At 65.5% G+C, this 21,016-nt stretch carries 16 protein-coding genes and 1 pseudogene; 12 read left to right on the top strand and 5 right to left on the bottom strand.

Features of this window, described 5'->3' with window-relative positions; all coding sequences use genetic code 11:
- The 3 genes from LPA45_RS32960 to LPA45_RS32950 form a co-directional block, all read right to left on the bottom strand.
- Positions 1-705 (bottom strand): ABC transporter ATP-binding protein, encoded by a 705-nt coding sequence (locus LPA45_RS32960; protein WP_029043246.1) that lies wholly within the window; start codon positions 703-705, stop codon positions 1-3.
- A 2-nt stretch (positions 706-707) separates the two neighbouring features.
- Positions 708-1,487, bottom strand: a complete 780-nt coding sequence (locus LPA45_RS32955; protein ID WP_376790698.1) for an ABC transporter ATP-binding protein — start codon at positions 1,485-1,487, stop codon at positions 708-710.
- 788 nt (positions 1,488-2,275) lie between these two features.
- Positions 2,276-3,448 (bottom strand): porin, encoded by a 1,173-nt coding sequence (locus LPA45_RS32950; protein WP_317923314.1) that lies wholly within the window; start codon positions 3,446-3,448, stop codon positions 2,276-2,278.
- Positions 3,449-3,965: 517 nt separating this feature from the next.
- On the opposite strand from LPA45_RS32950, the gene LPA45_RS32945 reads away from it, so the two are divergent.
- A complete protein-coding gene (locus tag LPA45_RS32945; RefSeq protein WP_317923312.1) occupies positions 3,966-5,054 on the top strand; it encodes an MBL fold metallo-hydrolase in 1,089 nt (362 codons plus the stop codon).
- A gap of 241 nt (positions 5,055-5,295) precedes the next feature.
- Complete coding sequence (locus LPA45_RS32940; protein WP_317923311.1) at positions 5,296-6,441, top strand: acyl-CoA dehydrogenase family protein; 1,146 nt, start codon at positions 5,296-5,298, stop codon at positions 6,439-6,441.
- A 280-nt stretch (positions 6,442-6,721) separates the two neighbouring features.
- On the opposite strand, the gene LPA45_RS32935 is transcribed toward LPA45_RS32940, so the two are convergent.
- Positions 6,722-8,299 carry an AMP-binding protein gene (locus LPA45_RS32935; protein WP_317923310.1) on the bottom strand — a complete coding sequence of 526 codons (1,578 nt, stop codon included), beginning with the start codon at positions 8,297-8,299 and terminating at the stop codon, positions 6,722-6,724.
- Positions 8,300-8,593: 294 nt separating this feature from the next.
- Between LPA45_RS32935 and LPA45_RS32930 the strand changes: the two genes are divergently transcribed.
- From LPA45_RS32930 to LPA45_RS32920, 3 genes are read left to right on the top strand one after another with little or no spacing between them, the layout of a single operon-like run.
- Complete coding sequence (locus LPA45_RS32930) at positions 8,594-9,742, top strand: acyl-CoA dehydrogenase family protein (protein ID WP_317923309.1); 1,149 nt, start codon at positions 8,594-8,596, stop codon at positions 9,740-9,742.
- A 41-nt stretch (positions 9,743-9,783) separates the two neighbouring features.
- The gene (locus LPA45_RS32925; protein WP_317923308.1) at positions 9,784-10,239 is read left to right on the top strand and encodes a MaoC family dehydratase; all 456 of its coding nucleotides are present in this window, start codon (positions 9,784-9,786) and stop codon (positions 10,237-10,239) included.
- A gap of 34 nt (positions 10,240-10,273) precedes the next feature.
- The gene (locus LPA45_RS32920) at positions 10,274-11,428 is read left to right on the top strand and encodes an acyl-CoA dehydrogenase family protein (RefSeq protein ID WP_367395127.1); all 1,155 of its coding nucleotides are present in this window, start codon (positions 10,274-10,276) and stop codon (positions 11,426-11,428) included.
- 58 nt (positions 11,429-11,486) lie between these two features.
- Here the strand turns inward: LPA45_RS32920 and LPA45_RS32915 are convergent, their stop codons facing one another.
- Positions 11,487-14,207, bottom strand: a complete 2,721-nt coding sequence (locus LPA45_RS32915; RefSeq protein WP_317923306.1) for a LuxR C-terminal-related transcriptional regulator — start codon at positions 14,205-14,207, stop codon at positions 11,487-11,489.
- Positions 14,208-14,491: 284 nt separating this feature from the next.
- Between LPA45_RS32915 and LPA45_RS32910 the strand changes: the two genes are divergently transcribed.
- From LPA45_RS32910 to LPA45_RS32885, 7 genes and pseudogenes are all read left to right on the top strand, one after another.
- On the top strand, positions 14,492-15,265 hold the full coding sequence (locus LPA45_RS32910) for an enoyl-CoA hydratase/isomerase family protein (protein WP_317923304.1): 774 nt from the start codon (positions 14,492-14,494) through the stop codon (positions 15,263-15,265).
- A gap of 27 nt (positions 15,266-15,292) precedes the next feature.
- Positions 15,293-16,537, top strand: a complete 1,245-nt coding sequence (locus LPA45_RS32905) for a thiolase family protein (protein WP_317923303.1) — start codon at positions 15,293-15,295, stop codon at positions 16,535-16,537.
- 104 nt (positions 16,538-16,641) lie between these two features.
- Positions 16,642-17,094, top strand: coding sequence for a hypothetical protein (locus tag LPA45_RS32900; RefSeq protein ID WP_317923301.1), 453 nt, complete (start codon positions 16,642-16,644; stop codon positions 17,092-17,094).
- Positions 16,977-17,457, top strand: a pseudogene (locus LPA45_RS34290) (AMP-binding protein); the annotation flags it as partial. The gene LPA45_RS32900 and the pseudogene LPA45_RS34290, both read left to right, overlap by 118 nt.
- 171 nt (positions 17,458-17,628) lie before the next feature.
- Positions 17,629-17,952: a hypothetical protein gene (locus LPA45_RS34285; RefSeq protein ID WP_376790715.1), complete on the top strand. Its 324-nt coding sequence runs from the start codon at positions 17,629-17,631 to the stop codon at positions 17,950-17,952.
- A 528-nt stretch (positions 17,953-18,480) separates the two neighbouring features.
- Complete coding sequence (locus tag LPA45_RS32890) at positions 18,481-19,839, top strand: DUF1214 domain-containing protein (RefSeq protein ID WP_317923297.1); 1,359 nt, start codon at positions 18,481-18,483, stop codon at positions 19,837-19,839.
- Positions 19,840-19,970: 131 nt separating this feature from the next.
- Complete coding sequence (locus LPA45_RS32885) at positions 19,971-21,008, top strand: DUF1254 domain-containing protein (RefSeq protein WP_317923295.1); 1,038 nt, start codon at positions 19,971-19,973, stop codon at positions 21,006-21,008.
- The last annotated feature ends 8 nt before the right edge of the window (positions 21,009-21,016 follow it).

The raw sequence follows: 21,016 nt of genomic DNA, 5'->3' as shown, positions 1-21,016 counted from the left end.
TCAGACACCCAGGAGTTCCTGGAGCAGGTGCTGCTTCTCGTGAATCTCGTGCTGATGGATCTCCGCGGCGATTTGGCCGTGCTCCACCACGTACATGCGGTCGGCCAGCGGCGCGGCGAACCGGAAGTTCTGCTCCACCAGCACGATCGTGTAGCCCTTCGCCTTGAGGTCGCGGATGACTTGGGCGAGCTTCTGCACAATCACCGGCGCCAGTCCCTCGGAGATTTCGTCCAGCAGCAGCAACCGCGCTCCAGTGCGCAGGATGCGCGCCATCGCCAGCATCTGTTGCTCGCCGCCCGATAGCCGCGTGCCCTGGCTATGCCGCCGCTCGTGGAGGTTGGGGAACATCGCGTAGATCTCGTCGAGGCTCATCCCGCCGCCCCCCACCTGCGGCGGGAGCAGGAGGTTCTCCTCGCACGAGAGACTGGAATAAATCGCCCGCTCCTCCGGGCAGAAGCCGACGCCGAGACGCGCGATGCGATGGGCCGGCATGCCGATTGCCTCGCGGCCGTCGATCATGACCGAGCCGGCGCGACGCCCCGTTAGGCCCATGATGGCGCGCAGGGTAGTGGTACGGCCTGCCCCGTTGCGGCCGAGCAGGGTCACGCACTCTCCCTCGTTCACCAGCAAGTCGATGCCGTGGAGGATGTGCGATTCGCCGTAGAAGGCATGGAGGTCGGTGACCCGCAGGTATTCCGTCGCCATGATCAATGCCCTCCCGGCGCAGCGAGCGCGGCATCAGCGCTGCCCATATAGGCCTCGATGACCTGCGGGTTGGCAGAGACTTCCGCGTATGTGCCCTCGGCCAGCACGCTGCCGCGCGCCAGCACCGTGATGGCGTCGCAGATGCCGGACACCACTTTCATGTTGTGCTCCACCATCAGGATGCTGCGATTGACCGAGACCTTCTTGATGAGCTGCATGACGCGGTCAACGTCTTCGTGGCCCATGCCCTGCGTAGGCTCGTCGAGCAGCATCAGCTCGGGATCGAGGGCCAGCGTGGTGGCGATTTCCAGCGCGCGCTTGCGACCGTAGGGCATCTCGGCGGTCGTCATGTCGGCGAAGTCCTCCAGTCCGACGTCGGCGAGCAATGCCATGGCCCTGTCATCGAGCGATGCGAGGACTTTCGGCGAGCGCCAAAACTGGAAGGAAATCCCGAGCCTGCGCTGCAGCGGGATACGTACGTTCTCGAGCACGGTCAGGTGCGGAAACACCGCCGAGATCTGGAAGGAGCGCACCACACCCCTGCGTGCGATCTGCGCCGGCTTTTCGCCGGTGATCTCGTAACCGTTGAATCGTATGGTGCCGCGCGTGGGATCGAGGAACTTAGTAAGGAGGTTGAAGCAGGTGGTCTTGCCTGCACCGTTCGGACCAATCAGCGCGTGGATGTGCCCACGCCTGATCTTGAGACTGACGTCGTTTACGGCGACGAATCCCTTGAATTCCTTCCGCAGTCCGACGGTTTCAAGAATGAGATTGCTTGCCATGATAATTTCCGCGCCCGTTATTGGGGGTCTGCTGGAGAATATGGCCGTAACTAGATCACGTCCAATATATTATTGGTACGTCATTGACACTTTTTGTGTATATATGTCGGAGGCGGCGCAGTTCGCGCTCCTCGCGGGTCGCGGACGTCAGGACACCAAGGCGTGTCGAAGCGCCACAGAGGCGACAGAAGCGATTGCGAACAAGGGTCTGTTGCTTGAGCGAAGCGGACGTACAAACGTCCACGCGTCGGTGAAGGCGCATGACCCTTTATGGCCGGCTACTGCCGTTGCGCTTCCGTCATCCCTGGCGAATAGCGGTTAGCCGCAGCGCGGGGAGCCAGGAGGAGCGTGAGGGCCGATTGCCGGGGGCGATAGGGCACGATAACGTTGTGCTTATCGCGTTGTCACCACGGAAAGGGGATGCAGGCGGCGTTGGTATTTCTGTATCCGCGAAGGCCGCGTGCAGAAGGGAAGGACACGGAGCCCATAACTGGAACTGCTGAAAGCTCAGTGCGTCGCAGTAGCGGTGGCGCGCGAGCATCTCAGTCGGCCGTCGACGCGCAGGCGCTCGGAGCGGGAGCAAAGTCGAATTTGGCGGCGGCATATACCACATTGCACGCCCATACCTCTTCGCCGCCCTTGCAGAAGGCGGACCATTTGCCGTCGCTTACGCCCGCCAGCGCCGTGATGCGCGAGCTAGTGCCATGGGCCGCCGCGATGCAATTTTTTCTCGCCCAGGAGGGCAACACGCGGCGGCGTATTACTTCAGTTCATTTCTCGAATGGCGCTCAGAAGATATGGCGGATGCCGATCAGCGCCCCGATCATGTTCTTCTGCCCCGGCGCGTGCGCATAGTTGAACAGGTAACCCGTGAAAGGCCCATCATTTGCCAGGCTGCCGTTATGCGCCCACGCGGTGGTCAGGTAGACGTCGGTCCGCTTGGAGAAGGCGTAGTCGGCCACGAAGCTGACCTGCTGCGGATTGGCCGGATTGATCGGCGCGGCGCTGTTGCTCAGCGCAAGCTGCTTGATGTTCGAGTAGAAGTAGGCGAGTTGAAAGTCGAGAGCCGCATTGACGCGGTAGCTCACGCCGGCGAACCAGTAGTCGTCGCGCATGGCGGTGCGGCCATTGGCGTAGGTCTGGTCGCCCCAGCGGTAACCGCCTATCAGCTTCGTCGGGCCAATACTGTAGCTGCCCGCGATGCCGGCCTTGCGGACCTTGCCAGGGTTGCCGACGGTAGAGGCGGGGTTCCACTGGTCATAGCCCACGCCCAGCCCGAACCCGTTATTCAGATAGGACACCGAAGCGCCCCACGCCGTGTTGTCGCGCGGGGCGCCCGGGGTTTCGCCGGTGCCGCCGTTGTAGAGCACGCCGCTCGGGCTCAGCGAGGTCAGGCCGACGCCGGCACCGAATGAATAGTGGGCCGTCGCGGACACCGCGCCGAAGTTGCCCGTATACTTGACGGTGTTGGCAGGGCGGTAGTTGATGCCGAGCCACCAGACGCCCGGCTCATAGGCGGGCGCAGCGCGGGTGGGCGAGAAGTTCAGCATTCCTTCGGCAAGGCTCGAATACTGTTTGCCGAAGGTCAGCTTGCCATACTGGTTGCCCAGGCCGACATAGGCCTGGCGGTTGAACAAACCGGTGTTGCCGGCCAGCGCGCCCGTATCGGGATTGAACTGGCTTTCCAGTACGAAGTAGGCCTTCAGGCCGCCACCAAGGTCTTCCACGCCGCGCAACCCCCAGCGTGACGCGGACAAGCCGCCGTTGCTGGGCAGGCCAAAGCGCTTGCCGACGGGCGCGACACCGGCCAGGCTCGGCTGCAGTGTCGTTGGCGCAGTGGCCACGCGGTTGACGTATTCGATGCCAATGTCAATTACCCCATAGAGCGTAACGCTCGACTGGGCGTTCGCCGCGCCTGCCATGGCGCTGAGCGCTGCCAGGGCGATAAGCGATCTTTTCATGCTCGGAAGCCTCCTCTTGTCATTATCAATGTGTCTTCTCGACCCATACGTGCGCCAGTCCGCGCTCCGTTATCCGGTCTGCCCGGCAGCGGTCTGGCCCGCGCGCCTTGACAGTAGAGACGGCGCCTGGACTGCTCGCCTATCAAAAAGGGAGGGGGGAGGGGCAGGGCCAGGACGGCAGGGTGAGCTGGGCCGCCCGCAGGCGGCATCCCGTCGCGGGATGGGGCCTGGCAAGGCGTCCGATCGGGCACACATCAGGGAATTCACCAGTGCGCTGTCCCGGTGTTTGCGGGACGCAACACCGGCAGCCCGCATCTGGCAGATGCCAGGCGCCGGTCGCTGCGACCCATCCCGTCCCGAAGGGGAGGGGCGCTGCCCGCGGGGCGCGGCTACCTTTCACACATAGCCTGGCCGGATGATTGTCGCCGCCTCTCGTGGCACGCCGGCACCGATTTACCCTGGAACCCGTTTGGCCCGCAAGCCGGCTGCCAGTGGTTCGACCGCGGGAGTTACCCCCATGTATCGTCCAGATTCCGAGTACCTCGCTCGACCGGCTGCGAGGCCGCATTATCTGTGTGGCGAGGCACCCGCGCCGGGGCAAGCATTCGAGATCGCCCCCGGCGTACTGTGGATGCGGCTGCCGTTGCCAAACGTGCTGGACCACATCAATGTCTGGGCCATCGAGGATGGCGCGGGCTGGGCGATCGTCGATACCGGCGTGTTCGCGCCGCAATGCGTGGAAACCTGGGAAGCGCTGCTGGCCGGTCCGCTGGGCGGCAGGCCGGTGACGCGCGTCATCGTCACGCACCAGCACCCCGACCATGTCGGCATGGCGGGCTGGCTGGTGGACCGGTTCGGGTGCCGGCTCTGGATGACGCGGCTGGAGTACCTGTACACCCTCGCCACCGTCGCCGAGGCCGGCCAGGAAGTGCCGCCCGAAGGCCTTGCCTTCTACCGGCGCGCGGGCTGGGACGAAGCGGCCCTGGACGGCTACCGCAACCGCTTTGGCCGCGCGGGTAGGATGATCTCGCGCCTGCCGCGCAGCTACCGCCGCATTGAGGACGGGGCGGTGGTGCGCATCGGTTCGCACGACTGGCATGTCATCATCGGGCAGGGGCATACGCCCGAGCACGCTTGCCTGGTCTCACCCGACCTGCTCGTGATGATCGCCGGCGACCAGGTGCTGCCCCGTATCTCGCCCAATATCTCGGTGCATCCGATGGAGCCCGATGCGAACCCGCTGGCCGGCTGGCAGGGGTCGCTGTCGCGTCTTCGTCGGATGGTGCCGGACGAGGTGCTGGTGCTGCCGGCCCACAACGATCCGTTTGAGGGGCTGCATGCGCGCATCGACCGGTTCGAGCAATCGCTCTGGCGCAACCTGGCACGGCTGCGCGAAGCGCTGCGCGAACCGCGGCGGGTCGTCGAACTGTTCGCCGTGCTGTTTGCGACGCCGGTGACCGGCGGCGATGCGCTGCACTACGCGCTCGCCACCGGCGAAACCATGGCGTACCTGAACTACCTGTCCGCGCTCAATGAACTCGATGTGCGCATCGACGACGCCGGTGTGGCGTGGTACTGCGTCCGGCAGTCCGGTACGGCCGCCTGAGCCATGCACAGCGACCGCGAGTGCCGGGAGGGCATCGGCATGACGCTGCGACAGTGGCACGACACGCTGCTCCGGCGGCTGGAGCGCCCGCCGCTGGGAGCGTCCATCCACGACCGGCACGGCTTGCTGCTGGAGCTCGCCCGTTGTGCCCTCGACCTGCGCGAGTCCGGGACCGCCTGGTGCGCGGCAACCTTCCGGGATTCTTCTTCTTTTCTACGACAAGACCTCAGGCAACCACGCCATGGCAGACATTAATACCGCACTGCTCACCGAGCAACAGATCCTGGTCAACGACTCCGCCCGCCGTCTTGCGGCAGAGGTGATCGCGCCCACCGCGGCGTCACGCGACCGCGCCTCGGCCTGGCCGCGCGACGAACTGAAGATGCTCGGCGAGCTGGGATTCATGGGGATGCTAGTTCCAGAAGCCTATGGCGGCACCGGCGCGGGCCTGCTGGAATTCTGCCTGGCGCAGCACCAGTTCGCCTCGGTCGATGCCGGGCTGGCGACGATCGTGCATGTCCACAACTTCGTTGCCGCCACCATCGCCGCCAACGGCACCGAGGAACAGAAGCAGCGCTACCTTCCGGCGATGGCTAGTGGCGAATCGATCGGCGCGTTTCTGCTGACCGAACCGCATGCCGGCTCCGACACCGCGGCACTGCGTGCCACGGGCGTGCGCGACGGCGATCATTTCGTGCTAAACGGCACCAAGCAGTTCATTTCAAATGGTAGCGAGGCCGGGGTCGGCATTGCCTTCGTACTGACCGACAAGGCTGCGGGCAAGGAGGGCGCCAGCACCATCCTTGTCGACCCGAAGCAGCCCGGCTATGTGGTGACCCGGATCGAAGAGAAACTCGGCCAGCACACAGCCCACACCGCCCAGATCGCGCTGGAAGACTACCGCGCGCCGGCAGGCGACCTGCTGGGTGCCGCAGGGCAGGGCTATCGCACGGTGATGTGCTCACTGTCGGACGGCCGCATCGGCATTGCGTTCATTGCCGCCGGCGCGGCGCGTGGTGCGCTGGAAGCAGCGACCACTTATGCCGGCGAGCGCGAGGCCTACGGCGCGCCGATCAACCGGCTGCAAGGCGTGGCATTCGACCTCGCGGATATGGCGACCCGCGTCGAGACCGCATTCCAGTACTGCCTGCACGCCGCGCGCCTGGCCGAGGCCGGCGTCGACTGCGCGCGCGAGGCGGCCATGGCCAAGATGTACGCGAGCGACATCGCCGAGGCGGTCTGCTCCGATGCGCTGCAGATCCACGGCGGCTATGGCTACTTGACGGACTTCCCGGTGGCGCGCTACCTGCGCGATGTCAAGGTGACCCGCATCTACGAAGGCACCAGTCATATCCAGAAGCTGATCATCTCGCGCAGCCTCGGCTGACTAACCCGTGCGGAACGCTGCATCTTGAACGGATTCCGCTTCCAGACCGTACCGACCCTTCAGTGGGCGCGGAATCGTGCGTGGCTTGGGCGGCGGCTCGTCGAGGCCTGTCGCCAGGCCCGCACTTCGCGCAGTCCGGCTCCCACGGTCTCCGGAAAAAAAACTCCGGCACGAAGCCGGAGTGCCAAGACATCGCGGAGACCAGTGCGATGCCCAATCTGTCCGGTGTGCCGCGCCAGGCAATGCCTCGGCTTGCAGCACCGGACACAAACGATACTTGTCAGGACACGCGCCGCGGCTGGTCCGCCCAGTACTTTTCGCGCACGCTGCGGCGCAAGACCTTGCCGACCGCGCTGACGGGCAGCGCTTCGACCAGCGCAACCGACTTGGGCGCCTTGAAGCGGCCGAGCCGATCCTTGACATGCTCGATCAGGGCGTCCGCGTCCACTGCCGCGCCGGGTCTCAGCACGACTTCGGCGTGCACGGCCTCGCCCCACTTCTCATGCGGAATGCCGACCACGGCCGACATGGAGACGGCGGGATGGGCATTGAGCGAGGCTTCCACCTCGACGGCATACACGTTAAAGCCGCCGCTGATGATCATGTCCTTCTTGCGGTCGACGATGAACACATAGCCTGCCTCATCGACGTAGCCTAGGTCGCCGGACTTCCAGAAGCCTTCGGCGAACTCCGATGCCGTCCCTTCCGGGTTGCCGTAGTAGCCGCCGATGGTGCCGCGCCCGCGCAGCCAGATCTCGCCAGTGGCGCCGCGCGGTACGTCATGTCCCGCCTCGTCGACGATGCGCATCTCGATCCCGATGGTCGGACGGCCGGCGGAGGCGAGCCGTCCGGTCTCGATGGCGGTGAGGTGATCGGCCTGCGTCAGCGTGCAGACCGCCTGCGCGCATTCGGTCGCGCCGTAGAGCTGGAAGAAGATGTTTCCGAAGCGCTGCTGCGCTTGCTTCAGCTTGGCGGGGCTCATCGGTGCGGCGCCGTAGTAGAGGGTGCGCAGGCTGGTGAGGTCGTGTGCCGTGGCGTCCGGAAGCTCCAGCAGCAGGTTGACCAGCGTCGGCACCATCAGCGTGGTGCTCACCTTCTCCGCTTCGACATTGCGGCACCAGGCCTTGAGGTCGGCCGCATTCTGCGTCAGCGTGCAACCGCCCCGGAACAGGGTGGGCAGGAACGACAGGCCGGAGCCATGGCTGACCGGCGCGATGTGCAGGTAGCGCGTGCGGTGGTTCAGAGCCACGCTCTGTTCGGGGTCGGCGTACATGGTGTCGCGCGCGGCGAGCCAGTTGTCGATGGTGTACTGCGCGCATTTGCTGCGGCCGGTTGTGCCGCCGGTGAAGCGATAGATCAGGACGTCCGATCGCGTATCGGACTGGACGCCGGGCGCTGCGTCGCCGACCCCCTCCAGCAGGTCCCAGAAGTGGTACACGCCTTCGCGCTGCGCGGGCGGCGGGTCCATGCACACCACTGTCACGCCGCGCTCGCGCAGCATGTCGCCGTGGCGCTCCAGGAGCGAGGTCTCGATGAAGGCGACCTTCGGCCGGATGAATTCGACCTGCCAGCGGTGCTCGTCGAAGGCGTCGCGGATATTGGTGTGGGCCACGGCGGCCTCTCCCTTGAAGGCCGTCCACGCATGCAGCAGCGAGAGATTGTCGTTCTCCAGGATGCACAGGGCGACATCGCCGCGGCGCAGGCCCAGGCGGGTGCGCATCATGTTGACGATGCGGTTGGTCAGCCGGTGCAACTCGCCGAAGGTATAGCGCCGGCCCCGCTCGATATTGACGAGGGCCTCCTGCTCGGCGAACTGCACGGCCACCTGCCCCATGACGCGGGCGAAGTCCATGTTCATTGCTGTCTCCGTGGCGTTGTGATGTGTGTCTGCCGGAGCAGTGTAGGAGTGGGGATGCCGCTGTTCCCCTCTCTTTGGGGGAGGGGTGGGCGGGCGCTGGCCGGCCGCAAGGTTGAGCGGATGCGCCGCCCCTGCAAAAAGGGGAGGGGAGGACAGCGGGCCGCGTCCCTAAGATGAACCTCGCCAAGCCAGAACGCACCGGTGTCCGTAGGAACCCTGCGCGCGACGGCGCAGCAAATCTAGAGCCCGGCAGGATGGCGCCGCGGGCGCCGGATCCTCCGCAAAGGACAAAGCATGGACTTCGATCTGACTTCGGAACAACAACTGCTGCAGGACAGCGTGCGCCGCTTCATCGACAGGGCGTATTCCTTCGAGGCGCGCACGGCGCTGGTGAAGGCAGGGCAAGGCGGCAGCGCCGGCAACTGGAGCCTATTCGCGGAGAACGGGTGGCTGATGGCAGCGCTGCCCGAGGCCTATGGCGGCCTGGGCGGCACGGCACTCGACACTGCGATCATTGCCCAGGAATTGGGGCGTGGGCTGGTGGTCGAACCCTACCTCGGCTGCGCGGTGCTGGCGGCCCAGACGCTGGTGGCCGGTGGCACTGCGGCGCAGAAGGAACAACTGCTGCCGCTGCTCGCGGCGGGCTCGCGGCGCATTGCGCTGGCCTATAGCGAACCGGCGTCGCGCAGCATGCCGGCGCCGGTGTCCGTTCGCGCCGAGCGCGACGGCGGCCAGTATGTGCTGCACGGCACCAAGTCGCTTGTGCTCGGCGCTGTCGGTGCGCATGCGTTCATTGTTTCCGCAGCGGTGCGGGAAACGCCTGGCATCACGCTGCTGATGGTCGAGGGAGATGCGCCGGGCCTGCACCGCCGCGCCTTGCCGCTGCACGACGGCAGCTGGGCCGAGGAACTGACCCTGGACGGAGTGCATGTCGGTTCCCAGGCCGTGCTGGGAGAGCCTGGACAAGGGCTCGCCGCCCTGCGGGCCGGGCTGACGAGCGGCACCGTCGCGCTTTGCGCCGAGCTGATCGGGGTCATGGAAAAGACCATCGAGCTGACCGCTGAATACCTGAAGACGCGCCAGCAGTTCGGCGTGCCGATCGGGTCCTTCCAGGCGCTGCAGCACCGCATGGCCGACATGGCCGCCGAACTGGAAGTGGCGCGTTCGATGCTACACGCGGCGCTGGCATCGCTGGCCAATGACGATGTCGCGACGCAGCAGTTGGTGCTGTCGGCCGCCAAGATGCTGGTCGGCCGGGCGGCAAGGTTCGTGTGCGGCCAGGGCATCCAGCTGCACGGCGGCATCGGCATGACCGAGGAGTACGCGGTCGGCCACTACTACAAGCGCGCTGTGGTGGCCGATCTGCTGCTGGGCAGCAGCGACAGCCACGAGGCTGCCTGTGCCACTGCGCTACAGGCCGGGCTGCGCGCCGAGGCGGCCTGATCGAAGCCGCCCAATCATCCACCCACTAAGAGCGAGACAACATGAAGACATATGAAACCGTGGCCCAATTGCAATCCCTGGTGGGAGAGGTTGTCGGCACCAGCGACTGGACCCTGATCAACCAGCAGCGAATCAACACCTTCGCCGATGCGACGGGGAACCATCAATGGATCCACGTCGATCCGGAGCGCGCGGCCAGTGGCCCGTTTGGCGCACCCATCGCGCATGGCTTCCTGACGCTGAGCCTGCTGCCGACCTTCTTCCAGCAGGCGCTTGTCATCGGGAACGTCAAGATGGGCGTGAACTATGGGCTCAACAAGGTCCGGTTCCTGAAGCCGGTGCCGGTCAACAGTCGCCTGCGCGCCAGCTTCAGGCTCGCGGGCTTCGAAGCACTCGACAACAACGGCACCCAGCTCACCTACGAAATGACGGTCGGGATGGAAGGGTCCGACAAGCCCGTGTGCGTGGCCGACACAATCATGCGCATATTCGCCTGAGCCGCAAGAGACAGACAGAAGAGAGAGTCAAGACATGAGCGATACCTCAACCGTGCTCCTGAGCGAGCAGGAAACCATGATCCGCGACGCCGCCCGCAAGGTGGCACAGGAAGTCGTCGCCGCGACGGCCGCCGAACGCGACCGTAGCGGTGCTTGGCCTCGCAACGAGCTAAGGGCCGTGGCCGAACTCGGCTTCCTTGGCATGCATGTGCCGGAAGAATACGGCGGCTCGGCCGCGACCTTCCCGGAGTACTGCCTGGCCATCGAGGAATTCGCCGCTGCCGATGCTGGCTTTGCCACCATCCTGCACGTCCACAACGGCCTGGCCGGCGTCGTGGCCCACGCTGGCACCGAGGCGCAGAAGCGCAAGTACCTGCCAGGCATGGCATCCGGCGAGACCATCGTCGCCGGCCTGTTGACGGAGCCGCAGGCCGGATCGGATACCGGGGCGTTCCGCACCACGGCGCGGCGCGATGGCGACTACTATGTGCTGAACGGCAGCAAGCAGTTCATCTCCAACGGCAATGAAGCGGGCGTCGGCATCGCCATTGCTGCCACGACCGAGACCCCGGAAGGAAAGAAGGGGCCCAGCCTGTTTATCGTCGATCCGCGCGCGCCGGGCTACACCGTCACCCGCGTCGAGGAAAAACTCGGCCAGCGTTCGGCCCATGTTGCGGCGATCCAGCTCGATGACCACCGCGTTGCCGCGGAGAACCTGATCGGCGAGGAAGGCGCCGGCTACAAGCGCGTGATGGGCATGCTGTCGGAAGGGCGCATCGGCATTGCCGCCGTCGCCTGCGGCGTGGCGCGAGCGGCGCTGGACGCGGCGGTTCAGTACGCGAAGGAACGCGAAGCGTACGGCGGGCCGATCATCAACCTGCAAGGCGTTGCCTTCGACCTCGCCGACATGGCTACGCAGGTCGACGTGGCGCACCAGTTCATGCTGCATGCGGCCCGCTTGCAGCAGGCCGGCGTGCCATGCGCCAAGGAAGCCTCGATGGCCAAACTGTTTGCCAGCGAGATCGCGGAGAAGGTGTGCTCGGAAGCCATCCAGATCCATGGCGGCTACGGCTATCTGACCGATTTTCCGGTCGAGCGCTACTACCGCGACGCGCGCGTGACGAAAATCTACGAGGGCACCAGCCACATCCAGAAGGTGATCATCTCGCGCAGTCTCGGAGCGCGTTGACGGGGGACCTGGGGGATTCGGGCCAGCCGTCGGCTGGCCCATTCTCATTTCTGCAGGGCTACTTCAACAACCCCCGCTGCCGCGCCAGCGCGATTGCATCATAGCGGCTCGACACGCCAAGCTTGGCCAGGATGTTCTTCACGTTCCATTTCACCGTGCCAAAGGTGATGTTGAGCGTCAGCGCGATCCGCTTGTTCGACATCGCTTCCGCGATCAGGGCGAGGATCTCAAGCTCGCGCGGCGTCAGGGGGCCGCGCTCGGCATCCAGCGCGATGCGCGCGCTGGCGCTTGCGGCGGCGGTCATGGGTGGCGCGTCCGGCCGGGCGGAGCCCGGCGTCATTTTTGCCAGCAGATCGGCGAGGTAGCGTCCCACGGGCGCAGGCAGATCTTCGTCTTGCTGCAGGCGTGTCAACAGTACAACCGTCGGTGACTTCGTGTCCAGCAGCGTGCGCACAAGGCCGAGCTTCGCGGCGAGCGTGACCGCTTCAGTCAAGCAGCGCGTGGCCTCTGCGTCCTGCTGCAGGCCATCATGCGCCGCCGCGGCCAGCAGGTTCGCGCGGACCACCGTCGCGGCGCGTCCGTGCTGCTCGCCGAAACGCCGCACCTCGGCCAGCGCCTCCAGCGCTACGCGAGGGTTCGAGTCGGCCAGCGCCAGTTGCGCACGCACCAGCGCTGCAATCGCGGGAATATGGGCAAAGGCCCCGCCGGCCTGCGCGTGCGCCTTGCGCAGGCCTTCCAGCCGCGCCCCCAGTTCCGCGGCGCGGCGGTGCTCGCCGATGGTCAGCAGGATATCTGCCTGCTGCGCGAGCATGGTCGCCAGGGCCCGGTCCAACCCAAGCAGGTGGAAGTGGGAAGCCTGCGCCTCCAGGAAAGACAGCGCGGTTTCCGGAACGTCCTGCAGGAAATCCAGCCGCGCACGGCAAAGGGACGATTGCATCATGACATCCGGCCATGACGACTGCATCATGCCGGCGCGGTTCGCGAGTACCTCGCGAGCGGCGTCGATGTGGTCCAGTTCGTAACAGGCGGACGCCAGCGTCGCCGCGCACAGGTTGGCCGGCAGCGAGGCTCGGCCATACACCGCTTCGGCCCGCGCCAGGATGCTGGCGCCGAGGCGCTCGGCTTCCCTGACGTCGCCTTCGACGAGGCAGCTCTGCGCGCGCAGACTCTCGAACACCATCGCCATGTCGTTGTTCCGGTCTTCCACGGGAATCGGCTTCTCTTCAAAGAGCCGGCGCGCGTCCTCATGGCGACCGACCGCGAGATACGCGACCACCAGCCCGGCCAGGCACACATAGCGCAGCGATGCGTTTTCCATCGGCGCGTTGCATAGCGGCTCCAGCACCTCGATGACACGACGCATGTCGTCGGCCTGCACGGCGACGGAAGAATCGATGATCGGGAACTTGGACGACAGCGCCGGGATCTTCGCGGCCTCGGTGCGGCGTATCTGCTCGAGCCAGCGTTCGGCCTTGTCAGCCCGGCCGGTGAAGGCGTGGGCCAGGCAGCCGAGGAAGAACAGGCGCGGATGCGAGAACAGCGTCTCCTGCGGCAGCCGGTCAAGCATGTACAGCAGCGGGCCGATGTATGACATGCTCCAGGTGGAGCGGGTAGCCGCCTGTTCCATGGCGTCGGCAGCAAACTCCAGGTCGCCGCCGAGGCTGGCGTGGCGCACTGCTTCGACCAGCAGATCCTGCGCGGCAAACCAGCGGCTGGCGCGGCGATGCACCGTCTCCACGGCGTCCTGGCCCTGCGCCGCCAGGCGCTGGGCCAGGAACTCACCGAACAGCGGATGGAAGCGGTACCACGGTGACGGATCGTCGGTTTCCACGCGGTAGATCAGCAGGTTCTCGTCGCCGGCGCGCTTGATCAATTCCGCGGCTTCCGGATTCTCCGTGACGGCTTCGGCGAGGCCGGCATTGAAGCGCCGGAAGACCGACAGCTTCTCCATGAACCCTGTCAGCGCCGGCGGCAGGTAGGCGACCACGTCTTCGGCCAGATAGGACTGCAGGTCGGCCGATTTCCACAACAGCGAGCGCAGGTTGCTGCGCTTGGCGGGGCGGATGCGCAGCATCGTCGCCACTGGCTGCAGGCTGGCGGGCCAGCCGCTGGTGAGATCATGGATCAGGCGCACTTCATCGGCGCTCAGCTTCAGGGTGCTGAGATTCTGGTCGAAGAAGGCGCGCGTTTCATCCAGCCCGAACGGCAATTCGGCGAAGTCGAGTTCCGACACCTGGCCCTGCATGCGTAACCGGCCAAGGCTCAGCGGCGGCATGGTGCGTGACGCGATGACGATGTGCAGGTTGGCCGGGCAGTGGTCCAGCAACTTCTGCATCAGCCGGTGCGCGGCGGGCGCTTCCACGTGCTGGTAATCGTCGATGAGCAGGTAGAGCTCGCGGTCGATCTCTTCCACGGCGCTGGTCAGCACGGCCACCAGGGCTTCCATGGACTGCTCGCTGCCGGCGGCATCGGGCACGACATCGTCGGCGCGCATGCCGATCCGCTGGAACGCCGCCAGCAGGTAAGTGCAGAAGCTGGAGAACTGCCTGTCGTCATGGCTTAGCGACAGCCATGCCACGTCGATGCCCGCCTTCATCAGTTCCTGCCGCCACTGCGCCAGCAGCACGGTTTTGCCGAAGCCGGCGCCGCCGGTGATGAGCGTGGCCGCGCAGTCCTTCGTGTCGCGCAGGCGGGCCAGCAACTGTTCGCGAGGGATGTGGCGGGGGCTGATGCGGGGCGGGGAGAACTTCGTCGCCACCAGGAGAGTATCGGGATTCATCGCGGATGCTTGCGTGGATGGATTTGCCTTCGACGCCGGCATCGATGTACCGGACCTGGGCGGCGTGCCGGCACATTATGGCGTTTTACGTCGCGGTTTGGAAAGTGGTGTCGTTGCCGGAAACGCGGGCCGGGCACGTGCGATATCCGGCACAAAGCGGGTGCCCGGATTGCGCGCGTCCGGGCACGTCCGCAAGGGGAGGGGCAGGCGGGCGCGCCGCTCGCGTACCTTGCATCTAGCCAGAAACGCTATCGGCGTTCAGATTTTTGGATCAAGGAGAAGACATGAGCGAACCCGTTTCATTTTCGGTCAAGGGGCAGGTCGGCTGGATAACGCTGATGCGCCCGGAGGCCCGCAACGCCATCGGCAAAGACATGGCGCTGGCCATGGCCGCGCAGCTGCGCGCCTGGCAGCAGGACGACCAGGTGCGCGTGGTGGCGGTGACCGCAACCGGCCCCGCCTTCTGCGCCGGCGCCGACCTGAAGGCATCCGGCACCCCGGGTCCCGGCGAGCCGGACCTGCTCGACACGCTCGTGGCCTTCTTCGACACGCTGCGCGCCTTCCCCAAGCCCACCATCGCCGCCGTGAACGGCCTGGCAGTGGCCGGGGGCCTGGAGACGGTGCTGGCCTGTGACTTCGTGATCGCCGCGCAGAGCGCCCGCTTTGGCGATGCGCATTCCAACTTTGGCGTGTTCCCGGGCGGCGGTGGCGCAGCCGTGCTGTCGCGCAAGATTCCGCAGAACATTGCCAAGTACCTGCTGTACACCGGTGACTCCCTGCCGGCCGCAGAGATGAAGCAATACGGCCTGGTCGCCGAAGTGGTGGCCGACGAGGAACTGGTCGCCCGCGTGCAGGCCATCGGCGACAAGCTGGCGAAGAAGAGCCCGCTGGTGCTGCGCAAGATGAAGAAGGTGGCCGACGAAGCCGCCGACAAGCCGGTTGCCGACGCGCTGCGCCACGAGTTGCTGGAGCTGCGCAACCATCAGCGTTCTTACGACATCGCCGAGGGCCTGCGCGCCTTCGCCGAGAAGCGCACGCCGGAATTCAAGGGCTACTGATCAAAGATCGCACCGGAGCAAGAACACATGGAAAACATCTACATCGTTGGCGTCGGCATGACGCCGTTCGGCCGCCACGCCGACAAGACCGTCAAGCAGCTGACCGCCTGGGCCGTGGAAGACGCGCTGAAGGACGCCGCTTGCGACCGCAAGTGGGTGCAGGCCGCGTTCTATGGCAACTGCACGCAGGGCCATTTCGACGGCCAGCACATGATCCGCGGCCAGGTCGCGCTCCTGCCGCTGGGCTTCGACAGCATTCCCATCTTCAACCTGGAAGGCGCCTGCGCTTCGTCGAGCCACGCCTTCAACCTGGCCGTGACGCAGCTGCGCGCCGGCGCCGCTGACGTGGCCATTGCCGTCGGCGCGGAGAAGATGTTCTACAGCGACAAGGCTAAGATGTTCTCGGCCTTCGAATCGGCCTGGGATATCGAGACCTTCGAGGACAACAAGAACTACCTGGCGGCGATGGGCAAGAGCATCGTGCCGCCGGAGGGTTCGCAGTCGCCGAAGCCTTACAGCCCGTTCATGGATGTGTACGCGGCGCTGGGCCGCGGCGGCCTGATGGAGCGCTTCGGCATCACCCAGCGCCAGCTGGCCGCGGTGTCGTCGAAGAACCACGGGCATTCGGTGCACAACAAGCGCTCGCAGTACCGCAACGCGATCAGCATCGAGGAAGTGCTGGCCGCGCCGCCGATCACGTATCCGATCACGCTGCCGATGTGCTCGCCGATCTCCGACGGCGCCGCTGCCGCGATCGTCTGCACGGAGTCGGCGCTGAAGAAGTACGGCTTCGACCGCAAGCGCGCCATCAAGGTGCTGGCGAGCGTGGTGCGTTCGGCCTCGGCGCGCGCCGCCGACGATTTCGACAACGGCTGCACGCACCTGGCTGGCAAGGCGGCTTTCGAGCAGGCCGGCATTTCGCAGAAGGACGTCGACGTAGCCGAAATCCATGACGCGACCGCCATTGGCGAGCTGCTGGCGATGGAGTCCCTGGGCCTGTGCGAACCGGGTGCGAGCGGCGAGATGGCCGAGAGCGGCGAGACCACGCTGGGCGGCAAGCTGCCGATCAATCCGTCGGGCGGCCTGGAGTCGAAGGGCCATCCGATCGGCGCGACCGGCATCGGCCAGATCTTCGAACTGGTGGAGCAACTGCGCGGCAACTGCGGCAAGCGCCAGGTGGAAGGCGCGCGCATCGCCATCCAAGGTAATGGCGGCGGCCTGTGGCGCGTCGAGGAATCGACCGAGCACGTCGGCATTTTTGGCTTGGCCTGAGCTGGAGGCCACCAGCGCAACGTAGGATGTGGAGCCCAGACGCTACGCAGGGGCGCGGCTTCTGAGCGTTGCGCGCCACGGCAGACAAAGCGGGGGATGCGGCATTGCAGCATCCCCCGTTTCGCGCGCAGGAAGAGCACCGCTGGCAGGTGGAATTCATCCGCCCCAAGGTCGTTTTCATCGAGAATGCGCTGCTCGACCGCTACTTCGACATGCTGCGCGGGCAGGGTGTGACCGTCGTCTGCATGGACCCGCCCGCTGCGCCGCGCGAGGGCCTGCTGTACTTCTGGGACCTGCTGGACGGCGTCTCGGAGGAGAACCCCGGCGTCGAGAGCGAGATCCGTAACGTCGTGCTGTCGGATCGCTTCACGGGCGGCACAACCGGCAAAGGAAAATGCGCCGCGTACACATGGACAACTGGCTTGCCATGCGCGACTCCATGTACATGGAAAGCGAGCAGGTCTATGACGCCGATACACACTTCCTGCACATGGCACCGGTCAGCCACGGCTCCGGCCGGGGCCTGCTGCCCACGCTCCGCGGCGGTTGTACGGTGACACAGAACATTCCAGACTTGGCGCAGCTTTGCTGCAACGTCGAGGCCGAGAAGATCACCAACACGCTGCTCGTGCCGACGATAATCTGCCGCATGCTGGAAATGCCCGAGGCAATGCAGTATGACCTGTCGTCGCACACTGGCCTACGGCGCGTCGCCGATGAGCCCCGCCAAGCTGCGCCAGGCGCAGGAGCGCTTCGGCAATATCTTCATGCAGATCTACGGCGCGACCGAAATCCTGCACGCCGTTGGTGTCCTGAGCAAGGCGGATCACCTGACCGCCACGGAAAAGCAGCTCGGCTCGGCAGGCCGCATCCTGCCGGGTGTCGAGATCATGATCGTCGATGATCAGGGCAAGGAAGTGCGGCAAGGCGAGACCGGCGAAATCTGGTTGCGCTGCCGCGGCACCATCTCGGGCTACTACAACGATCCAGAAGGCACGGCCGGGGAGTTCACGAGCGGCTTATGGAAGTCTGGCGACCTTGGCCGTATCGACGATGAAGGCTTCCTGTACCTGGTCGACCGCAAGAAGGACATGATCATCACGGGCGGCTTCAACGTCTACGCGATTGAAGTGGAAGCCGCGCTGAATTCGCGTCCGGCGGTGTCCAACTCAGCGGTGATCGGAATCCCGCACGAGGAATGGGGAGAGTCGCTGCACGCGGAGGTGGTCGTCAAGGCCGGCGCGCAGTTGACGGCCGAGGAACTGCTCGATCACGTCAAGGGCAGGCTGGGTCGCTTCAAGGTGCCAAAATCTGTCGTATTCGTGGAGGCCCTTCCGGTCAGCGTGGTCGGCAAGGTGCTGCGCCGCCATTTACGGGAGAAGTACTGGAAGGACAAGGACCGCCGCGTGTCATAACGCCTCGGCTTAATCGGGCCCGACTGGCAACAATGTGTTGCCAGTCGGGCTCCGTGCGCAGACCAGGGCGGCCCACGGGAACTCCGTCCGTACGCAGTTACCGGACCAGCTCTGCCTGCGCGAGGACTGTGTATGCCAGCCCGCACGCGAATGACATTGAACAAAGCTTGGTCTTCATCATCATGGAAAGTCCTGTTGCAGACGGCCCGGAGTGGATCGGGCTGGCGGCTTCCGTGGGGCGACGGACAGCGTGAAAGCAGCAAGGTGGAGATTACGCGCGCCCGGGTGCAGTGTGAAGTCCCGTTGCGCAGGCTATCCGGTTCCCCTCCCAATGAGAGAGGGGCAGGCATGCACCGGTCGGGGCCTAAATAGAAGACTCTCGGGAAGTGGCAAGGGGCGGCGACCGTAGTAAGCAGCACTGCTGGCCCAGCGGACTTGCCGAGGAACGGCCGCTTTGCATCCGGATCGGCACCATGATGCCGATGCCGGTTGCGACGATATAAGTGCGAGAACTCAAAGGAGTAAAGCATGCCCTTGCCCCGCTTGCCACTGACGTTCGGCGCCATCGCGGCGTCGCTGCTGATTGGCGCCTGCCAGCACCAGCTTCCGAACGCGACTGGCACGCCAGCCGCAGTACAACAGGCAGCGATTTCCGACCAGGACATCAGTGACGCCTACATCTACCTCCTCAGCCGCCTGCTGGTGCTGCGTCAGCAGCAACTGGACTTTCGTGAGGGCATGCAATGGAACCAGCTCGTGCATCGCAAGCCGGGCGCAGTGGACTGGCCGAATCCGAACCTGGATGTCGCCTATTCGGAAGCGTGGGTTGCGGTGGACGAAAGCAGCTGCACCATTGTCTCCGTGCCGAAGATCACCGGCCGCTACTACACGGTGCAGTTCCTGAACGGCTGGGGCGAGACGCTGGCCAATATCAATGACCGCACGTTTTCCGGTCGGCCCAGCGGCGACTTTGCCGTATGCCTGCGCGGCGCCAGGGTCGCGCTGCCTGAGAACGTGACGCGGGTCGACCTGCCGGCGCGCTACACGCGGGTGCTCTCCCGTGTTGAACTTGGCGCGGACTGGAAGCAGGCCGAAACGCTGCAGCACCAGTTCAGAATGCGGGCGACTGGCACGCCACGCTTGCCCCGCATCCCGCAGACGCCAGTGTTCGACTTGCGGAAGCTGCCAGGCGTGGAGGCATTCGACGTCGCCGAGACGGCGCTGGCGAGCGAGCCGGACCTGAATCCCGGCATGGAACCGCTCCAGGCGAAGGTTCGCGCCATTGCCCGGTCCATCGCCGACCCCGACGAACGCACCCGCGTGGACGGTGTGATCCGCCAGCGTGCCTTTGCCGACTTTACCAAGGCCAGCCGGACCATTGGCCCGGGCACGATCCGCAACGGATGGGCGCGTGCCGCGGTGTCGGGGGCCTATGGCAGCGACTACCTGAGCCGTACCCTGTTCAACTATGGCGGGATATGGGTCAACACGTTCGACGAGGCCAACTACTTCCGGGGCGCGGCCGACAGTGCCGGCGCGCCGCTGGACAGCAGCCACACCTATTCCCTGACGTTCCCGAAGGACCAGCTACCCGCTGCCGAGGCGCGCTATTTCTGGTCGGTGCTTGCGGTGGATTCCCGCTACTTCAAGGTCTTGCCGAATCCCTTGAATCGCTTCCTGCTCAATAACCAGTCGCCGTTGCAGTACGGCAAGGACGGCTCCCTGACCTTGTACTTCGGTCCGCAGAAGCCGGACAACGCGCCCGAGGGCAACTGGCTGCCGACGCCGGCCGGCCAGCAGTATCGGCTGATGCTGCGCTTCTACGGACCGAAGGACGGCGAAGCGGCCCGCAAGTATGTGCCGCCGCCGATCATGCGGTTGTCGTGACGCGCGCTAGCGAGAGCAGCCGCGTGGCTACGGCGCGCTTATTTTCCCCTCTCCCCGACCTTCTCTCGCAAGCGGGGAGGGAGTGCACAAACGGGATTCAACATCACGCAAGAATGGACAAGGAGACGAATATGTCAGTGAAGCTTTTGCATGCCGCGGCTTGCGCCATGCTGGCCACGGTCGCGCTCAACGCGCACGCCCAGGTTGACGCCAGCGCACCGGTTCCTGTGACCGTCGACAACTTCCGGCGCGCCGAGTCGGACCGCTACTTCGGGTTTACCGTCAAGCGAGGTGGCTTCGGCAAGTTTGCCCACTTCCGCGAACTGGTCCCGGTGGGCAGCCAGACTGTGGTCCGCCCGAACCGCGACACGCTGTACTCCACCGCCGTGTTCGATCTCGACGCGGGGCCGGTCACCGTCACCATGCCGGATGCCGGCAGCCGCTTCATGTCGCTCGCGGTGCTGGACGAAGACAGCCACGTCCTGGGCGTGCGCTATGGCGCCGGCAGCCATACTTTCACGCGGGAGAACGTCGGCACGCGGTACCTCATGCTGGGCGTGCGGACGCTGATCGACCCGGGCAAGGCCGACGATGCGAAGCAGGCGTGGGCGCTGCAGGATGCCATCCGTGTCAGCCAGCCGAATGGCCCGGGCCGCTTCGACGTGCCCAATTGGGACAGCGCCAGCCAGGGTGCACTGCGCAAGATGTTGATCGCGCTGGGAACCACCATACCCGATTCGCGGCGGATGTTTGGCAAGCGGGACCAGGTCGATCCGGTGCGTCACCTGATTGGAAGCGCCATCGCATGGGGCGGTATCCCGGAGAAGGATGCCTTCTACCAGATCGTCAACCCGGAACGCAATGACGGCACGACCGTCTACCGGCTTGACTTGCCAACCGTGCCCGTCGGCGCGTTCTGGTCAGTCAGCGTGTACAACGCAGCAGGATATTTCCAGCACAATCCGCTCAACGCGTATTCGATCAACAGCCTGACTGCCCGGAAGGCTGCGGACGGTTCGGTCTCGATCCGCTTTGGTGGATGCAGTCCGGACATGGACAACTGCCTGCCGACCATGCCCGGCTGGAACTATATGGTCCGCTACTACTTGCCGCAGGCCGAAATCCTGAAGGGCACCTGGAAGCTGCCGGCGCCGAAGCCGGTATCGTAAGCGCGACG

Source organism: Cupriavidus sp. Agwp_2 (assembly GCF_040784895.1).
In the GTDB taxonomy this organism is placed as follows: Bacteria; Pseudomonadota; Gammaproteobacteria; order Burkholderiales; family Burkholderiaceae; genus Cupriavidus.
This window is presented reverse-complemented; position numbering and strand designations above follow the sequence as displayed.

Coding starts and splice junctions, on each gene's coding strand:
- LPA45_RS32935 (WP_317923310.1), bottom strand. CDS start 8,299: ATGAACATGGACTTCGCCCGCGTCATGGGGCAGGTGGCCGTGCAGTTC.
- LPA45_RS32910 (WP_317923304.1), top strand. CDS start 14,492: ATGAGCGAACCCGTTTCATTTTCGGTCAAGGGGCAGGTCGGCTGGATA.
- LPA45_RS32940 (WP_317923311.1), top strand. CDS start 5,296: ATGGCAGACATTAATACCGCACTGCTCACCGAGCAACAGATCCTGGTC.
- LPA45_RS32890 (WP_317923297.1), top strand. CDS start 18,481: ATGCCCTTGCCCCGCTTGCCACTGACGTTCGGCGCCATCGCGGCGTCG.
- LPA45_RS32915 (WP_317923306.1), bottom strand. CDS start 14,207: ATGAATCCCGATACTCTCCTGGTGGCGACGAAGTTCTCCCCGCCCCGC.
- LPA45_RS32920 (WP_367395127.1), top strand. CDS start 10,274: ATGAGCGATACCTCAACCGTGCTCCTGAGCGAGCAGGAAACCATGATC.
- LPA45_RS32885 (WP_317923295.1), top strand. CDS start 19,971: ATGTCAGTGAAGCTTTTGCATGCCGCGGCTTGCGCCATGCTGGCCACG.
- LPA45_RS32930 (WP_317923309.1), top strand. CDS start 8,594: ATGGACTTCGATCTGACTTCGGAACAACAACTGCTGCAGGACAGCGTG.
- LPA45_RS32955 (WP_376790698.1), bottom strand. CDS start 1,487: ATGGCAAGCAATCTCATTCTTGAAACCGTCGGACTGCGGAAGGAATTC.
- LPA45_RS32945 (WP_317923312.1), top strand. CDS start 3,966: ATGTATCGTCCAGATTCCGAGTACCTCGCTCGACCGGCTGCGAGGCCG.
- LPA45_RS34285 (WP_376790715.1), top strand. CDS start 17,629: ATGATCATCACGGGCGGCTTCAACGTCTACGCGATTGAAGTGGAAGCC.
- LPA45_RS32925 (WP_317923308.1), top strand. CDS start 9,784: ATGAAGACATATGAAACCGTGGCCCAATTGCAATCCCTGGTGGGAGAG.
- LPA45_RS32950 (WP_317923314.1), bottom strand. CDS start 3,448: ATGAAAAGATCGCTTATCGCCCTGGCAGCGCTCAGCGCCATGGCAGGC.
- LPA45_RS32960 (WP_029043246.1), bottom strand. CDS start 705: ATGGCGACGGAATACCTGCGGGTCACCGACCTCCATGCCTTCTACGGC.
- LPA45_RS32905 (WP_317923303.1), top strand. CDS start 15,293: ATGGAAAACATCTACATCGTTGGCGTCGGCATGACGCCGTTCGGCCGC.